The organism is Agromyces humatus (assembly GCF_021228295.1).
GTDB classification, from domain to species: Bacteria; Actinomycetota; Actinomycetes; order Actinomycetales; family Microbacteriaceae; genus Agromyces; species Agromyces humatus.
Window position 1 is genome coordinate 43,805 of sequence record NZ_JAJQPD010000011.1, and the last position, 17,058, is coordinate 60,862.

At 67.3% G+C, this 17,058-nt stretch carries 15 protein-coding genes; 9 read left to right on the plus strand and 6 right to left on the minus strand.

Going from position 1 to position 17,058, the window contains the following annotated elements; all coding sequences use genetic code 11:
• Positions 1-24 precede the first annotated feature (24 nt).
• Genes LSF15_RS16445 through LSF15_RS16475 form a run of 7 tightly spaced genes read left to right on the plus strand, consistent with a single transcriptional unit; the run spans position 25 to position 8,510 of the window.
• Positions 25-2,205, plus strand: coding sequence for an alpha-galactosidase (locus LSF15_RS16445; RefSeq protein ID WP_232499644.1), 2,181 nt, complete (start codon positions 25-27; stop codon positions 2,203-2,205).
• A 30-nt stretch (positions 2,206-2,235) separates the two neighbouring features.
• Entirely contained in the window at positions 2,236-3,558 is a 1,323-nt protein-coding gene (locus LSF15_RS16450; RefSeq protein ID WP_232499645.1) for an ABC transporter substrate-binding protein, read from the plus strand.
• A gap of 1 nt (position 3,559) precedes the next feature.
• Entirely contained in the window at positions 3,560-4,498 is a 939-nt protein-coding gene (locus LSF15_RS16455) for a carbohydrate ABC transporter permease (RefSeq protein WP_232499646.1), read from the plus strand.
• Positions 4,498-5,415 (plus strand): carbohydrate ABC transporter permease, encoded by a 918-nt coding sequence (locus tag LSF15_RS16460; RefSeq protein WP_232499647.1) that lies wholly within the window; start codon positions 4,498-4,500, stop codon positions 5,413-5,415. The genes LSF15_RS16455 and LSF15_RS16460 overlap by 1 nt, the downstream gene beginning before the upstream one ends.
• A gap of 44 nt (positions 5,416-5,459) precedes the next feature.
• Entirely contained in the window at positions 5,460-7,145 is a 1,686-nt protein-coding gene (locus LSF15_RS16465) for a glycoside hydrolase family 13 protein (RefSeq protein WP_232499648.1), read from the plus strand.
• A 59-nt stretch (positions 7,146-7,204) separates the two neighbouring features.
• The gene (locus LSF15_RS16470; RefSeq protein ID WP_232499649.1) at positions 7,205-7,693 is read left to right on the plus strand and encodes a YajQ family cyclic di-GMP-binding protein; all 489 of its coding nucleotides are present in this window, start codon (positions 7,205-7,207) and stop codon (positions 7,691-7,693) included.
• 55 nt (positions 7,694-7,748) lie between these two features.
• Positions 7,749-8,510, plus strand: a complete 762-nt coding sequence (locus LSF15_RS16475; protein ID WP_308188485.1) for an NUDIX domain-containing protein — start codon at positions 7,749-7,751, stop codon at positions 8,508-8,510.
• Between the two features lie 213 nt (positions 8,511-8,723).
• Here LSF15_RS16475 and LSF15_RS16480 read toward each other — a convergent pair whose 3' ends face one another.
• The gene (locus LSF15_RS16480) at positions 8,724-9,842 is read right to left on the minus strand and encodes a hypothetical protein (protein ID WP_232499650.1); all 1,119 of its coding nucleotides are present in this window, start codon (positions 9,840-9,842) and stop codon (positions 8,724-8,726) included.
• Positions 9,843-10,119: 277 nt separating this feature from the next.
• Positions 10,120-11,145: an alpha/beta hydrolase gene (locus LSF15_RS16485; protein ID WP_232499651.1), complete on the minus strand. Its 1,026-nt coding sequence runs from the start codon at positions 11,143-11,145 to the stop codon at positions 10,120-10,122.
• Positions 11,146-11,238: 93 nt separating this feature from the next.
• Between LSF15_RS16485 and LSF15_RS16490 the strand changes: the two genes are divergently transcribed.
• Both LSF15_RS16490 and LSF15_RS16495 read left to right on the plus strand, forming a co-directional pair.
• Entirely contained in the window at positions 11,239-11,625 is a 387-nt protein-coding gene (locus LSF15_RS16490) for a hypothetical protein (RefSeq protein WP_232499652.1), read from the plus strand.
• A complete protein-coding gene (locus LSF15_RS16495) occupies positions 11,616-12,428 on the plus strand; it encodes an HTTM domain-containing protein (RefSeq protein WP_232499653.1) in 813 nt (270 codons plus the stop codon). The genes LSF15_RS16490 and LSF15_RS16495 overlap by 10 nt, the downstream gene beginning before the upstream one ends.
• Before the next feature lie 23 nt (positions 12,429-12,451).
• Here the strand turns inward: LSF15_RS16495 and LSF15_RS16500 are convergent, their stop codons facing one another.
• From LSF15_RS16500 to LSF15_RS16515, 4 genes are read right to left on the minus strand one after another with little or no spacing between them, the layout of a single operon-like run.
• The gene (locus LSF15_RS16500; protein ID WP_232499654.1) at positions 12,452-13,327 is read right to left on the minus strand and encodes a type II secretion system F family protein; all 876 of its coding nucleotides are present in this window, start codon (positions 13,325-13,327) and stop codon (positions 12,452-12,454) included.
• A 1-nt stretch (position 13,328) separates the two neighbouring features.
• Entirely contained in the window at positions 13,329-14,285 is a 957-nt protein-coding gene (locus tag LSF15_RS16505) for a type II secretion system F family protein (RefSeq protein ID WP_232499655.1), read from the minus strand.
• The gene (locus LSF15_RS16510; protein ID WP_232499656.1) at positions 14,282-15,766 is read right to left on the minus strand and encodes a TadA family conjugal transfer-associated ATPase; all 1,485 of its coding nucleotides are present in this window, start codon (positions 15,764-15,766) and stop codon (positions 14,282-14,284) included. Before LSF15_RS16510 ends, LSF15_RS16505 begins: the two co-directional genes overlap by 4 nt.
• Complete coding sequence (locus tag LSF15_RS16515) at positions 15,753-17,024, minus strand: CpaE/TadZ family protein (RefSeq protein ID WP_232499657.1); 1,272 nt, start codon at positions 17,022-17,024, stop codon at positions 15,753-15,755. The genes LSF15_RS16510 and LSF15_RS16515 overlap by 14 nt, the downstream gene beginning before the upstream one ends.
• Positions 17,025-17,058: the final 34 nt, after the last annotated feature.

Sequence of the window (17,058 nt, forward strand, 5' to 3'; positions counted from 1 at the left end):
TTATTTCTGTCGTAGAAATAACTCATGCAACGCCGCACCGAGCTCCTCCACCTCCGCAACGGGGGAACCAGCGTCATCCTCGACGCCCGCAATGCCCCGCTGCCGGTCATCGTGTTCTGGGGCGAAGACCAGGGCGATGTCGGCGAAGCGGAACTCGCGGCCCTCGGCACGGCGGCCCTGCCTCAGCGGGTCTCCGGCGGGCTCGACCAGCCGGCACCGCTCACACTCATCCCGCAGGAGTCCTCGGGCTGGCTCGGCACGCCCGGTCTCGCGGGCCACCGCAACGGGCGTCACTTCTCGACGAAGCTCGTCACCGAGTCGATCGAGGTCGACGAGGCCTCGACCAACGCCGTCGTCAGGGCAGCAGATGACGCAGCCGGCCTCGTGGCCACGATCACGCTCGGGGTCACCGCGTCGGGGCTCCTCCGCCAGCGCATCACCGTCGAGAACGCCGTCGACGACGAGTACTCGCTCGTCTCGCTCGCCCCGACCTTCCCCGTCCCCGGCGACCTCGGCGAGCTGCTCGACACCACAGGGCGACACCTCCGCGAACGCTCACCGCAGCGTCACGCGTTCACCATCGGCACGCACCTCCGCGAGAGCCGTCGCGGCCGCCCCGGCGCCGATGCGAGCCTGGTGCTCGCGGCCGGCCGCACGGGATTCGGCTTCGAGCGCGGGCTCGTCTACGGGGTGCACGTCGCATGGAGCGGCAACCACCGCATCGCGGCAGAGCGCACCCCCACCGCGGAGTCCTTCCTCTCGGCCGGTGAGCTCCTGGTCCCCGGCGAGATCGTGCTCGGCGAGGGCGAGTCGTACACGACGCCGTGGGTGATCGGCTCGTGGGGCGACGGGCTCAATCGCCTGTCGCAGCGTTTCCACGACGAGCTGCGTGCCCGCCCGCAGCATCCGGCTCGCCCCCGACCCGTGACCCTCAACACGTGGGAGGCGGTCTACTTCGACCACGACCTCGACACCCTCGCGGCCCTCGCTGAGCGCGCGGCCGCGGTGGGCGTCGAGAGGTTCGTGCTCGACGACGGCTGGTTCCGGGGCCGGCGTGACGACACCGCCGGTCTCGGTGACTGGTACGTGGACGAGGCGGTGTGGCCGTCCGGACTCACGCCGCTCATCGAGCACGTACGCGGGCTCGGCATGGAGTTCGGCCTCTGGGTCGAGCCCGAGATGGTGAACCTCGACAGCGAACTCGCCCGGGAGCACCCCGATTGGATCCTCCGCGGGCGCGACGAGCTGCCCGTGCCCGCGCGCCAGCAATACGTGCTCGACCTCGCGAACGACGACGCCTGGCGATACCTGCTCGAACGACTCGACACGCTGCTCGCCGAGCACGACATCGCGTACCTCAAGTGGGACCACAACCGCGACCTGCTCGAGGCCGGCGCCGTCGACTCGGGCCGCGCCCGCGTGCACGACAACGTCGAGGCGCTCTACCGCCTTCTTGCGGCGCTCAAGCTGAGGCATCCGGGGCTCGAGATCGAGTCGTGCGCGTCGGGCGGCGCCCGGGTCGACCTCGGCATCCTCGAGCACACCGACCGCATCTGGACGAGCGACACCCTCGATCCCGTCGAGCGGTTGCAGATCCAGCGCTACACCAGCCTGATCGTGCCGCCCGAGATGATGGGGGCGCACCTGACGAGCCCCACGGTGCATTCCACCGGGCGGCAGGTGCCGCTCGATCTCAGCGCGGGCGTCGCGATGCTCGGCCACCTCGGCATCGAGTGGGACTTGACGACCCTCGACGCCGACGGGCTGGCCTCGGTCGCCCGCTGGGTCGAACTGCACAAGCGCCACCGCGCGCTCATCCACTCCGGCGCGGTCGTGCACGCGGATACCCCGGATGCCACGACCGACGTTCGTGGCATCGTCGCCGTCGACGGGGCATCCGCCGTGTTCACCTTCACGCAGGTCGCGACCAGCGTGACCTACCCGCCCGGTCGGTTCACGCTGCCGGGCCTCGACGCCGACCGTCGCTACACCGTGCGGATCGCGGCGGGGAGCGTCGCCGACGGCCCCGGCCAGTCCCCGCTCCCCTGGGCCGAACAGCCGATCACGCTGACCGGCCGCCAGCTCGCCACGGCGGGCCTGCAGGCGCCCGTGCTGTTCCCCGCCCAGCTCGTGCTCCTCGAACTGGTCGCCACCGACCGGTCCACTGCCACCGATTCCGCGAGCTCAGACGGCTCCACGGACTGACCACCGCACCACAGCGCAAGGAGGCGCATCATGACGGACGAGACCATCCGCCCGACCCCGCACCGGAAACGGCCGCGCGCGAAGCGACGTACGGCAGCCGCCGCGGCATCAGTCGCCGTGAGCGCCCTGCTGCTCGCCGGATGCTCAGCCGGCGGCGGCGATGAGGTCGTGACCCTCGACTTCTTCCAGTTCAAGGGCGAGGCGCTCCAGGACTTCACCGAGATCATCGCGGACTTCGAGGCCGAGAACCCCGACATCAAGGTCATACAGAACCAGGTCGCCGAAGCCGACACCATCATCCGCACACTGCTGGTGAAGGACAAGGCGCCCGACGTGATCACCCTCAACGCGAACGGCGGCTTCGGGCGGCTCGCCCAGGCGGGCGTGTTCTACGACTTCTCCGACGAGCCGGTGCTCGACACGATCAATCCCGCGGTGCAGGAGATCCTCGCGGACCTCGGCAACGCCGAGGGCGAGGTCAACGGCCTCGGCTACGTCAACAACGCCAACGGCATCATCTACAACCAGCAGATCTTCGAGGAGGAGGGGCTCGAAGTTCCCGAGACCTGGGACGAGCTCATCGCCGTGTGCGATGCGCTCCAGGACGCCGGCATCGTGCCCTTCTACGGCACGCTCGCCGATTCGTGGACCGGTCTGCCCTCGTTCAACGCACTCGGGGCGTATCCCGCGCAGGGCGACTTCTTCGACCAGATGCGTGAGGAGGGCGAGAACGTCGGTCCCGACGCGGAGGTGTCGTTCCAGAAGGACTTCGCCGAGGCGATGGAGCAGCAGTTCGAGCTCTTCAGCTATACACAGGAGGGCTACCGCGGCAAGACCTACGACGACGGCAACGCCGCGTTCGCGAACGGCGAGGTCGCGATGCTCATGCAGGGCATCTGGGCGATCAGCCCCGTGAAGGCGATCAACCCCGACATCGATGCGGCGATCTTCCCCTACCCGGCCACCGACGACCCCGACGACCGAATGCTCGTCTCGGGTGTCGACGTGGTCGTGACCATGGGCGAGAACACCCCGCACCGCGAGGAGGCCCTGCGATTCATCGACTATCTGTTCGAGAAGGACGTGATCGAGGAGTTCGCGGCGTCGCAGAACATGGTGCCGTCCGTCGAGGGTGCCGAACTCAGCGACGACCCGGCGATCCAGTCGGTCAAGCCGTACTTCGACGAGGGCAGGATCACGGGATTCATCGACCACCAGATCCCGCCGAGCATCCCGCTCGCCGCCATCGACCAGCAGTTCCTCTTCGACGGCGACGTGGAAGCCGCGCTCGCCACCCTCGACAGCGAGTGGAGCAAGGTCGCCGCTCGCACCATCCCAGTGACGGGAGAATGACATGACCACGCTGACCCAAGCGGTGCGCAGCTCGTCGACGACCGGCGAGAAGCCGGCCCGCGCGAAGCGCGTCAGGCTCGAGAGTCGCCGAGCGCTTCCGGCCTTCTACTGGATGGTCTGGCCGGCCGTCATCGCCTTCGCCGCCTTCCACACCGTTCCGGTGCTCGTGGGCATCTTCTTCAGCTTCACGAACTACGCGGGCTACGGCGAATGGAACTTCGTCGGCTTCTCGAACTACCTGAATCTCTTCAAGGACGACCGCGTGCTCGCGGCGTACGGGTTCTCGTTCCTGTTCGCGATCGTCGCGACGATCCTCACGAACGTGCTCTCGCTCGCGATCGCGCTGGGCCTGAACGCCAAGATCAGGGCGCGCAACTTCTGGCGCGGCGTCTACTTCGTGCCCTACGTGCTGGCCATCCTGGTCATCGGCTACGTGTTCCAGTTCTTCTTCTCGAACTCGCTGCCGAAGATCCTCTCGGGCATCCCCCTCTTCGCCGACAACATCCTCACCAACCCCGACTGGGCGTGGACGGCGATCGTGGCGCTCGCGGTCTGGCAGGCCTGCGCCTTCGCGATCATCATCTACCTGTCGGGCCTGCAGACGATCCCGGCCGAGCTGTACGAAGCCGCGTCGCTCGACGGGGCGAAGCCGTGGCGTCAATTCACGTCGATCACCTTCCCGCTCATCAGCGCATTCTTCACGATCAACGTCGTGTTGAGCCTGAAGGGGTTCCTGCAGGTGTTCGACCCGATCGTCGCCCTCACGAACGGCGGCCCCGGCACCTCGACCGAGTCGGTGACGCTGCTCATCTTCCGCGGCGGGTTCTCGGGCGGCGAGTTCGCCTACCAGACGGCCAACGCGGTGATCTTCTTCGTCGTGATCACGATCGTCTCGCTCTTCCAGTTCCGGGTCCTTCAGCGCAGAGAGGCCGATTTCTGATGACCACCGCAACCAACACCGCCAGCCAGCTCGAGGCCGAGGTCGACGCCATCGCGGCCATGCCGGGTCGCAAGCGCCGCGGCAACCCCGACGACGACACCCGCCGCGTCAACTGGTGGGCGACCGCACTCATCGCGGTCTGCTCGCTGACGATCCTGATCCCGTTGTACCTCGCGGTGGTCGTCGCGCTGAAGACGCCCGAGCAGCTCGCGAGCGGCACCGGCTTCGAGTGGCCGAACCCGATCCGCTGGGAGAACTTCCCCGAGGCGTGGGAGCGCACGAACTTCCCGCAGGCGCTCGCCAACACGGCGATCATCACGGTGGGATCGGTGGTCTTCACGCTGCTGACGAGCTCGGTCGTCGCCTACGCGCTGGCCCGCAACATCCATCGGCCGTTCTTCAAGGGCGTGTTCTTCTACCTGCTGGCGGCGTTGTTCATCCCGTTCCCGATCATCATGCTGCCGCTCGTCAAGCAGACCGCGATCCTCGGGCTCGACAATCAAGCGGGCATGATCGTGCTCTACACGATCTACGGCCTCTCCCTGAACATCTTCATCTACACGGCCTACATCAGGTCGATCCCGATCGAGCTCGAGGAGGCGGCCCGGGTCGACGGCGCGAGCACCTGGCGGGTGTTCCGGTCGGTGATCTTCCCGCTGCTCATGCCGATGAACGCGACGGTCGGCATCCTCACATGCGTGTGGGCGTGGAACGACTTCATCATGCCGCTCGTCGTGTTGACCGACCCCGCGGCCCGCACGCTGCCGCTCGCGCAATACGTGTTCCAGGGGCAGTTCAACACCGACTACACGGTCGCATTCGCGTCGTACCTGATGGCGATGGCGCCGCTGCTGATCGTGTACATCTTCTCGCAGCGGTGGGTCATCTCGGGAGTGACGCGGGGCTCGATCAAGTGACCGCGACGTCGGCGCACGGTACCCACCTCGAAAGGAACACACCGATGACGAACACCCTGAGCCCAGGAGCACCCGCAGTGCTCGCGAACGACCCCGACTGGTGGCGTCAGGCCGCCGTGTACCAGATCTACCCCCGCAGTTTCGCCGACGCGAACGGCGACGGAATCGGCGACCTGCGTGGCATCACGAGCCGGATCCCGTACCTCGCCGAGCTCGGCATCGATGCAGTCTGGCTGTCCCCCTTCTATCCGTCGGCCCTCGCCGACGGCGGCTACGACGTCGACGACTACCGCGACGTCGACCCGAAGCTCGGCACGCTCGCCGACTTCGACGAGATGGTCGGGGCGCTGCACGCCGCGGGCATCCGCCTCATCGTCGACATCGTGCCGAACCACTCGTCGAACCGGCATGTGTGGTTTCAGGAAGCCCTTGCCTCGCCCCGCGGGTCGACGGCTCGCGATCGATACCTCTTCCGTGACGGCGAGGGGGCCGACGGCACCGAGCCGCCGAGTGACTGGCAGTCGATGTTCGGCGGCTCAGCGTGGGAACCCGTGGGCGACGGTCAGTTCTACCTGCACCTCTTCGCACCCGAGCAGCCCGACTTCAATTGGGCCGATCGCGAGGTGCGAGACGACTTCCTGACCACGCTGCGGTTCTGGGCCGACCGCGGCGTCGACGGCTTCCGGGTCGATGTCGCGCACGCACTGGCGAAGGATCTCACCTACCCGCTGCGCTCGCACGCTGAGCTCGAGGAGCTGAAGATCGGCGCCGAGGGGTCGCATCCGCTCTGGGATCGCGAGGAGCTCGACGAGATCTACGCCGAATGGCGAGCGGTGTTCGACGAGTACGACCCGCCGCGCATCGCCGTGGCCGAGGCGTGGGTGGAGCCGACGCGCCGTCACCGCTACGCCAAGCCGACGAGCCTCGGCCAGGCGTTCAACTTCGACCTGCTGCGGGCGGACTTCGACGCCGACGGGTTCCGGGCGATCATCGACCACAACATCCAGTCCGTCACGGTCACGGGATCGTCGAACACGTGGGTGTTCTCGAACCACGACGTCGTGCGGCACGCGTCACGCTACGGCCTGCCCGACGACCGCGGCAACGACGGTCAGACCGGCCGGGACTGGTTGCTCTCGGGCGGCGTCTCCCCCGCGATCGACGTCGAGCTCGGTCTGCGACGGGCCCGGGCCGCATCGCTCCTGATGCTCGCCCTTCCCGGCAGCGCCTACCTCTTCCAGGGTGAGGAGCTCGGCCTGGCCGAGGTCGCCGACATTCCCGACGCCGCACGTCAGGACCCGACGTTCTTCCGCAGCCCCGGTCGTGATGTCGGCCGTGACGGATGCCGCGTGCCACTGCCCTGGACGACGACAGGCTCGTCGTTCGGGTTCGGCGCCGACGGCGCGCACCTGCCGCAGCCCGCGGATTGGGGTTCGTTCTCCGTCGAGGCCGCGGAGGCCGAACCCGACTCGACGCTCAACCTCTACCGGCGCGCGCTCTGGCTGCGCCGCGACCTGCAGGACTCCGAGGAGCTGACCTGGCTGTCGCACCCTTCGGGATCCGACGACGTGTTGTGGTTCGAGCGCCCGGGCGGGTGGCAGTCGATCACGAACTTCGGGTCCGCGGCGGTCGACCTGCCCGAGGGCGAGGTGCTCGTCATGAGTGCGCCGCCGGTCGAGGGCCGGCTCCCGGGCGCGGCGACGGCCTGGCTGCGCCGCTCGGCGAGGTGAGACGAGCGGATGTCGCGACGAGGAGTTGCCCGCGACATCCGCTCGGTAAACTGGCGCGCATGGCAGATGCAACGTTCGACATCGTGAGCAAGGTCGACAAGATGGAGGCCGACAACGCGGTCAACCAGGCGCAGAAAGAGGTCGCGCAGCGCTACGACTTCAAGAACGTGGGCGCGTCGATCGAGTGGTCGGGCGAGAAGGTGCTGCTCAAGGCGCAGACCGAAGAGCGCGTCAAGGCGGTGCTCGAGGTCGTCGAGTCGAAGTTCATCAAGCGCGGCATCACGCTGCGCTCGCTCGACGAGGGCGAGCCCTACGCGTCGGGCAAGGAGTTCCGCATCGAGATCGGCCTGAAGAACGGCATCGACAGCGACAATGCGAAGAAGATCTCGAAGATCATCCGCGACGAGGCGCCGAAGTCGGTGAAGTCGCAGATCCAAGGTGACGAGCTGCGCGTCTCCTCGAAGAGCCGCGACGACCTGCAGTCCACCATGGCGCTGCTCAAGGGCAAGGACCTCGACGTCGCCCTGCAGTTCGTGAACTTCCGCTAGTCGCGCGGACCACGCGGGCTTCGCGGCCGGCGTTCCGATGGAGGGAGCGAATTCGGTGTCTTCACCGCAACATGCGCCGCGAACCGCGCCCGAACGCGCGGGCGCGCCCGGCGACGAGGGCGGGGGCAGGGGCGAGAGCGGGCGGATGCCGCAGCCGGGCGTCGACGTGCCCGATCGCCGTGGGCGCACGGGTCTCGACCTCGTCGGCCGCGACCTCGACCGCAATCCTCGCGTGCGGGTGCGCGACGTCACCGTGCTCACCTCGAATTGGTACGTGACGCGGGCCACGACCTTCGACTACCAGCACGCCGACGGCTCGTGGAGCGTTGAGGAACGCGAGACCTACGACCGTGGTGACGGCGCCACGATCCTGCTCTACGAGGCCTCGGCGCGCACGGTGCTGCTGACCCGGCAGTTCCGCTTTCCGGTCTACGTGAATGAGCACCCCGACGGCATGTTCATCGAGACGGCGGCCGGGCTGCTCGACGCGGACGACCCCGAGACCGCCATCCGTCGCGAGGCCGAGGAAGAGACCGGGCACGTCGTCGGCGCCGTCGAGCACGTCTTCGACGTGTACATGAGCCCGGGCTCGGTGACCGAACGACTGCACTTCTTCGCAGCGGCCTATCGCCGCGGCGACGTGGTCGACGGCGCCCGCACCGGCCTCGCCGACGAGGGCGAGGACATCGAGGTGCTCGAGCTCGAATTCGACGATGCGCTCGACCGCATCGGCCGCGACATCGTCGACGCGAAGACGATCATGCTGTTGCAGTGGGCGGCGCTGAAGGGACCGTTCGCTGCAACGCCTCGGGCGTAGCGCGACTCCATGCGGCTTGAGTGGGCACGCGACGGGCTTGAGTGGACTTCCGACCTGGCTTGAGTGAGTCGTCCGCATTTGAGTGAGGCCAATCGCGCACTCAAGCGAGCAAGCCGAACTCAAGCCGATCTGAGCGAGCGGGCGTGCCAGGTGCGGGGAGCACCCACGCCATGAGGTGGACGCGATCGGCGGGCGACGATCGACCGGTGGCGATCAGTCGGTGGCGGGCGCGATGGTGGTACGGCGGGCACGGCGAATGCGCCGCGCCGCCGGTGCGTCCTGGTCCCCGAGAAGCATACGAGGCGCGCGGGGGCGGGGAACGCCCATCGCCATGAGCCGGTGCGCAAGCGGCGTCCGCGCCATCGTCTCGGCCCAGTTCCATCGATCGAACGCCCTGAGCTGACGACGTACAGCGTTCTCCCGTTCCTTCTCCTTGATGACGGCTGCGGCGGCCTCCCGTGCCGCGGTCGCCGCGACTTCCGGATCAGCGCGCTGACCATCGCCGGGTGGGGACCATCTGCCTGCCGCGGCAAGCGCGGGCGCCAGGTACTTTCCGCCGCCGTCGGCTTCGGCGCCAGCGCTGACGTCGGGCCAGTGGAAATCGATGAACGCCTCCTGCTTCAGTTCGGGAAGCCACAGCCTGTGCTGCAAGTCGGGAGCGGCGAATCCCAGCTCTTCGATGACGAGACGACTCACGGTCTCGAGCGGGGTGTCCGCCTCCGTCGTGGCCCGACCAAGGACAGCTTCGGTGCGCTGACTCCCGTGGTACGGAAGGAGCCGCCGGTGCTCTGCGCGCAATCGGCTGATCGTCGTCAACGGGCGGGCTCGCCCAAAGCGGGGCGTGTGCACCGCGGCATCCACCGCTGTCAGCGCCGCTGCGAGCGTCGCGTGACGGCAGAGCTGGATCAGCGAGTACTCGACGGTCGTGCACCGGATGCCGCCGACCACGGTTGTTCCGGGAGCAGCTCGGAGCGACGCGACCGCGATGAGACCCTTTCTGCGATGCCCGGTCGAACTGCCCGAGAGTACATATGCGTCGCGCGGCCACCGCCCGAAGATCGGCAGCCCATGGAGGGCGATCGCTGAAAAGCTCGTGAACGTCGGGGCCAAGAGGACCTCGACGGCGGCGAGAACATCTGCGCGATAGCGCAGCGCATCTCGTTCCGACCTGGCCTCCTCTGACCGCGCCACGGTCGCGTCACGATACACACCCCGGCGCGTACGTACCATTTCGCCGGCTGCGACCGCGGCGCGGAGTCCAGCCTCCTGACCCACGGCTCGCACGTCGCGGGCGAGGATGAAACCGGATTCCGTGTGGGGGAAGGCGTGCATGCGATCAGTTTCACCCGGCGTGCTGGTGGTGCCGGACGCGCTGTCGAGAGGGGTGCGATCGCGCCCTGGCGCTGTAGTTGTTGGGGACAAGTCGCTTCGACGGCAGGGGCGGGGCGGGCTTGAGTGGGCTCGCCGCGACTGAGGTGACTTCCTGCATCACTCAAGCACAGTGCGCCCCCTCAACGGGCTCGGGGTGGCGGGGCGAGCGGCGAGTGGGTCGGGCGGCGGGGCGGGGCGAGCAGCGAGGCGGCGAGGCGACGACGCCGGGCGGCGAGCGTCAGCGCCGCCTCGGGGCGTAGCCCCGCAGCCAGTGCGCCACGGCCTCGTAGGCCGCCGCCCGCGCGGGCTCGCGCGACAGGAACACATCGTGCAGCGCCCCGTCGATGCGCGCCACGGTGACCGTTGGCCCCAGCCGAAGCGCGCGCTGCGCGATGTCGTCGACCACGAGCACGATGTCGCTCGAGAGCATCGCGTCATCCCATCGCGGTTGCAGCGTCGATCGCGCCGAGAGCACCGTCAGCACGGGAGCCCCGACGTCGATGCCCGCGGCGACCTTCGCGTGGCCGGCGAGAATGCCCGTGAGCCACGCCGGATGCACCGCGAACCCCCGGTCGGGCCGCCACTCGTGCGAGTACTCCCACTCGCCGTCGAGTTCGCGCGCGATCGACCGGGTGTAGAACCCGAGGTCGACGTTCGGCAGCGGCCCCATCGGATTGACCTTCGCACCCCAACTCATCACCGGCGCGAGCGCCTCACGCGCGACGCGACTGCCCTGGAACTCGAGCCACGGGCTGTTCAACACGAGCCCCGCGACACGCCCATGATTTCGCGCGGCCCACAGGCTGAGCGTCAGCCCTCCGGTGGAGTGCCCGAGCAGGATGAGGGGTCGGGGGCGCGAGCCCGGGACATCCGTCACCGCGTGACCCATCTGCGCGAGCGCCGCCTCGATATCGGCGTCGTAGGTGGCGAGATCGGTGACGTAGCCGGGAGTCTGCCCGGGGCGCAGGCTGCGGCCGTATTTGCGCAGGTCGAGCGCGAAGAAGCGGGCGCCCGCGTTCGACCAGAACTCGGCGAGCGGGCGGTTGAAGAAGTAGTCGTTCCATCCGTGCACGTAGAGCACGTCGACATCGGATGCCGCTCCCCGCGCCTCCCAGAACCACCGCCTGCGGCTGGGTGTGTGACGGACGAGGGTGGCGACGACCTCACCCTCATCGTCGTCGCCGAGCGGCAGCGTCAGCTGCTCGAACCCGTCGCCGAGCACGTCGGGGCGCCACTGCTCTTCGTCACGCTCCCCCTCGTCCACGGCCGCGCACCTCCCTGCGTCGTGTCGTCAGCCTAGCGATCCCCCACGAACGTGGGCGTTGGTCCAGGTTCGATCTGCCCGTAGCGTATGGATGTGCAGGCGCGACCCGAAGGTGCCGGCGCGCCCGACGCGCCCGACGTCCTCGGTGCCCGCAGGGATCGAGGGAGCCTTGCGGGCACCGCCGCCGTGCTCGTGGTCATAGCCCTGCAGATCGCGATACCGCTGGTCGCCCTGCTGCAACCTCCGCCGCAGAAGTTCGGGTTCCAGATGTACTCGGGGCTGGGCGCAGTCACCGCGACCGTCATCGACGTCGACGGGCGTGAGCACACCGTGACCGAATTCGACCAGCTCATGGGCAAGTACCGGCCTGACATCGATTGGCTGCCGCTGCTTCCCGAGGCGCTCTGCGAGTCCTTCATCGATGCGGTAGACGTGCGCGTCGAGCAGTCTGGTCGGGTTCGGAGCATCGAATGCGGCTGACCGAGATTCGCACAGATCCGCGCCCGATAGCGGTCGCACGCATCGGCATCGGCATCGCCACGGTCTTCAACGCAGTTGAGGCCTTCGAGATCCTGCAGCGGATCGCGTCGGGACGACTCGCAGTGCCCATTTTCGAGGGTATGCCGATACTGACGACGGCCTGGCTCGTCGTGGGACTGCTACTGGCGGTCGCAGCGGGAATCGCGGTGACATTTGGGTTCATGACGTCGCCGGCGGCCGCCATCTCGGTCGTGCTGAGCGCGACAGTGCTGCTCTGGGATCAGCAGGCGTACAGCAGCCATCGGTGGCTCGCGACCTTGCTTCTCGTCTATCTGGTGTTCGCCCAATCGGGGACGACGTGGTCGGTGCGACCTAGTCGCACTCGAACATCGGTGGTCTGGTGGCCGCAATTGCTCATGATGAGCCAGTTGTCGGTGCTCTATCTGTTCTCTGCGCTCAGCAAGATGAACCTGCCGTTCATCTCGGGCAAGCCCCTCTCGACGTGGGTCTGGCTCGACCTGCCGTGGCAGCTCTACTTCGTCGCCTCGGTCATGACAGTGGTGGTCGAGCTCGTTATCGGCATCGGCCTCTGGTTCCGTGCGAGCAGACGAGTCGCCGTCGTGTTCGGGCTCGGGCTGCACCTCTCGATCATCACGCTCATGAACAACGAGACCTTCGCACTTATCGCTTTCGCGATCACGTGCGTCTCGCTCTACCCGCTTTTCATCGCTCGGCCCGCGTGGCGGACCATACGCGAGGGCGCGGTCGAAGGCGTGGGCGTTGAGACCGCCAAGCGCGCCTGAGGGCTGGATCGTTCGGATGCAGCTCAGCGAGCGAACTGGTCGATGATGCCGAGCACCGCGGGCGTGAGAATCACGATGAACATCGCGGGGAGGAGACAGAAGATGAGCGGGAAGATGATCTTCACTGTCACCTTCTGCGCCTGTTCTTCAGCACGTTGACGGCGTTTCGTCCGTATCTCGCCCGCCTGCACGCGGAGCACCTCGCCGATCGCTACGCCGTATGCGTCGGCCTGCACGATCGCTCGAATGAATCGTCGAAGGTCCTCGGAACTCGTGCGCTTGTCGAGTTCTTCGAACGACTCGCGCCTCGTGCGCCCGATACTCATGTCCTGAAGTACTCGGATGAGCTCCTCCGCCAGCGGACCTTCACCACCGCGGGCGGCCTTCGCCATCGCCGAGTCGAAGCCGAGGCCGGCTTCGACCGCGATCGTCATCTGGTCGAGCGTGTCGGGGAGTGCATGCAGGATCGCCTGCTGCCGCTCCTGCGCGCGGCTGTTGATCATGATGTCGGGTGCGAAGAAGAAGAGGATCACGGCCGCGACGGCAAGGACGACCTTGAACGGCTGGGGCCCGCCGTTGAACACGAAGAGCAATCCGAACACGGTCGCGACGGTCGCGAGGACGACCTTCCACGTCACGATGCTCGTTATCGTCCAACCCGACGGCCGGCCGGCATAGACGATCTGCTTCTCGAGCCAGCCGACGTATCCCTTCGGCGCGGCGGACGCCAGCGACTCACCCAGCGACATGCGCTCCTGGGTCGCCCCGCGTACGTACTGCACCTCGTCCGCGGGTGGCGACGCGGGCTTGCGGCTCGGAAAGAGCAGGAATACGAAGAGCCCGAGTGCGATGGCGGTCCCACCAGCTGCGATGTAGCCGAACAGCGAAGACGCCTCCATGTCAGAACTTCACTCTCACGGTGAACGCGATCCAGATCGATCCCAGTATCAGGAGCAGCAGGGCGACGATGAGTGCCACGATGCCGATGATGTTCGAGAAGAACACCGCGATGTAGTCGGGGCGAATGACCGCGAAGAAGAGGAACAGCGCGATCGGCAACACCACGAGAATGATGCCCGAAAGGCGGCCCTCGGCGCTGAGCGAGGCCACCTGCCGCCTGACTTGGTTTCGCTCACGGATGGTCCTGCCGACCTGGTCGAGCACCTCCGCGAGATTGCCGCCCGTCTCCGCGTTGATGCCGATCGCTTGGGCGACCCAGTCGAAGTCCTTGCTCTGCATGCGATCTGCTGTGGTGGCGAGGGCCTCGGGCAATGGACGACCCAGCCGCGATTCGTTCACCGCACGCGAAAGCTCCTCGCTCATCGGTGCGGTCGCGTCGCTAGCGACCGCGCCGAGCGACGCGCTGAGCCCATGCCCCGCGCGCAGGGTTCCCGCCACCAACTGCACGGTGTCGTCGATCTGGTCGGCGAACTTCGCTCGTCGCCGCGAGGTTCGAAGGATCAGCAGGACCTTGGCGACCACAGGGGTGAGGACTGCGAAGATGACGCCCCAGATGATCGACGTTCCGTTCGCGAGACCGAGTACGACACCGAGCAGCGCGAAGACGCTCGCGAAGGAGGCGACGAGCACGAGGTACTGCGACGGCGACGACTTGACTCCGGCGAGTTCAAGTTCTTCGGTGCCGAAGAGCCGAGCACGGCGCTTGGAGGTGGCGGACTCGATGACTGCCGTGGTCTGCTCGGTCACCCGCGTCAGTAATGAGACGTGCTCCGTACCGGGTGCCACGCGTCGCTCGCGAGCAACACGAGGCGGCGACGGTGCGACGGTGAAGAACACCAGGACCAGTGCGGCCAGCAGGCAGATCGTCAGGCCGGTGACGAGCACCACCGGGTTCATCGAATCTCTCCGAGCATCTCGCGGTAGTCGGGAACGAACAGCGATGCCGGCAATCCGATGCCGTGGTCGGCGATGCGCTCGGCGAAACGTGGGCGAACGCCGGTCGGCTCGATCCGACCGAGCACTCGACCTTCGGCGTCGAAGCCAGCTTTGTGGTCGAACGTGAACGCGTCTTGAAGGGTGACGATGTCGCCTTCCATACCGTGCACCTCGGTGATGTGGGTCACGCGCCGTACCCCGTCCTTCTGACGAGTGATCTGCACGATGATGTCGATGGCCGACGCGATCTGCTCGCGGATGGCGCGGAGCGGAAGCTCCATGCCCGCCATCAATACGAGCGTCTCCATGCGCGCGACCGCGTCGCGCGGGGAGTTCGCGTGGAGCGTCGAGATCGAGCCCTCGTGACCGGTGTTCATCGCCTGCAGCATGTCGAGACTCTCGGCGCCACGAACCTCGCCGACGACGATGCGGTCGGGTCGCATGCGGAGGGAGTTGCGCACGAGGTCGCGGATCGTGATCTCACCACGGCCCTCGATGTTCGACGGGCGCGCCTCGAGTCGTACCACGTGCTGCTGCTGCAGCTGCAGCTCGACCGCGTCCTCGATCGTGATGATGCGCTCGTCGCTCGGAATGAATGCCGACAGCACGTTGAGCAGGGTGGTCTTGCCGGTACCGGTACCACCGGAAACGAGGATGTTCATCTTCGCCTGGACGGCTGCGTCGAGCACGGCTGCGACTTCGGGCGTCAGCGTGCCGAACCTGATCAGGTCCTCGCTCGTATACGGGGTACCCGCGAACTTCCGGATCGTGAGCGACGAGCCGTTCACCGCGAGGGGCGGGATGATCGCGTTGACGCGGGATCCGTCTTCGAGGCGCGCGTCGACGAGCGGCGATGACTCGTCGATGCGACGCCCGACGCGCGCGACGATCCGCTCGATCACCCGGCGCAGCTGAGCCTCTCCCGTGAACCGGTGCGGCGTCTCGGTGAGCCGACCGTTTCGTTCGACGTAGAGCTGATCGAAGCGGTTGACCATGATCTCGCTCACGCTCGGGTCCTCGAGCAGCGGCTCGAGCGGTCCGTAGCCGAGCACGTCGGCCCCGATGTCGTCGATGAGTCGGTTTCGCTCGGCCGTCGAGAGCGCGAGCTGCTCGCCTGCGACGATCTCGGCAAGCTCGGCGCGTGCCAGCTGATGCAACTGGTCCTCGGTGAGCGACGAGTCGTTCAGCCGAGTGCCGATGCGGGCGAACAGTTCCTCAGCGGCCTTCTCCTTCACCGCAGCCAACGGATCGACCGTGGGAGCGGTCCTTGCCTTCGCCGCGGCCGCGGGCTGGAACAGGGGCTGATCGGCCGCCGACCCGGCAGTCGCTGCGGCAGTCGCTGTGTCGGTTGCTTCGATCAGCCGCGTGACGGGTGGCTCGACCGCCGTGAGTGTGGCGGAGTCCGGATTGCGAACCGAGTTCAGTCGATCATTGAGATTCATCGGATCCCCGCTTTCTCTGGATCTTTCGACGCTTGGGGAAGGCGTCGGGCGCGATGCGCATGACGACCGAACGAATTGCCTTCGCCGCCGGGTCGCGCACATCGTCGTGGATGAGGGGAACACCACGGTTGCTCGCGAGCAGCACTGCCGACGATCGAGGCACATCCACGTCGATGGGCGCGCCAATGATGTTCTCGGCATCGCGAACGGTGAGCCCGCTGAGGCGGTCGGTCTGGTTGAGCACCACGTGCCGATTCCCGGGCATCAGGCCGATCCTCGTGAGCAGATCGAACTCGGTACGCATCGCCCGCAAGCTCGGCACACTCATGTTGGTGACGAACACGGCATCGGTCACGTGTTCGAGCACGACGAGCGCGTGCTCGCCGAGGCCAGGAGTTGTGTCGACGACCACGTAGCGGAACGATCCGCGCAGCCGCTCGATCAGCTGCCCGAGCGCTTGGGTCGGAATGGCGTCGCCGAGCTCGGGCGACGGTGCACCTGCCACGACGAAGAAGCCATCGGCGTGATGCGTGAGCGCCGTCTTGAGCACGATCTCGTCGGAGGCCGCATCGGCGACGGCATCGACGATCGTGCGCTCGGGCTCGAGGCCGAGCGCGGTGACGATGTCACCGAACTGCAGGTCGGCGTCGATGAGGACGACCGAGTTCGGCGCGACTTCGGCGAGGCCGGTGGCCAGGTTGATCGCCAGCGTCGTCTTGCCTTGACCGCCCTTGGGTGCCACCACCGCGATCGCTTCGGTCGGCACGCCGGCGGCGAGGGGAGGGAACTCCCAGATCTCGACCGGCCCAGCTTGCATAAGGGGATCGAACGCTACGCCCTCGATCGGAATCGCCTCGAGCTCGGTAGGTGGCGCCTCACGCGCAACCAACGCGGCGAGCGTGGCGCCGGGAACCCCGGCCGGCGGCGGGACGTCGAAGTGGTGCGCCTCTGCCCTGCCGTTCTCGATGAGCCAAGTCGCAAGCCGTTCAAGCAACTCGAGGATCGTCTCGTCGGATGCGTTCGGGCTCAGCACCGCGTGGGGGGAGATCTCGTCGACCCATTCCTCGAGATCCGAGCGTTGCTCCCGAACGACGATCAGCCCGACGTCGGGGTTCAGCTCAGCCAGCGCCTCGACGAGATCGTGAGTCTCTTCATAGTTCAGCAGGGGCCCGAGCAGTGCGATCCTCGGCGTCGAGTCGAACCGCCCGACCACCGTCTCGGCGCCGAAGGTGAGGAACTCGCCGGTCACGATGTTCACACTCGTTTCGAGCAGAGCCCGAACACGCGACTCG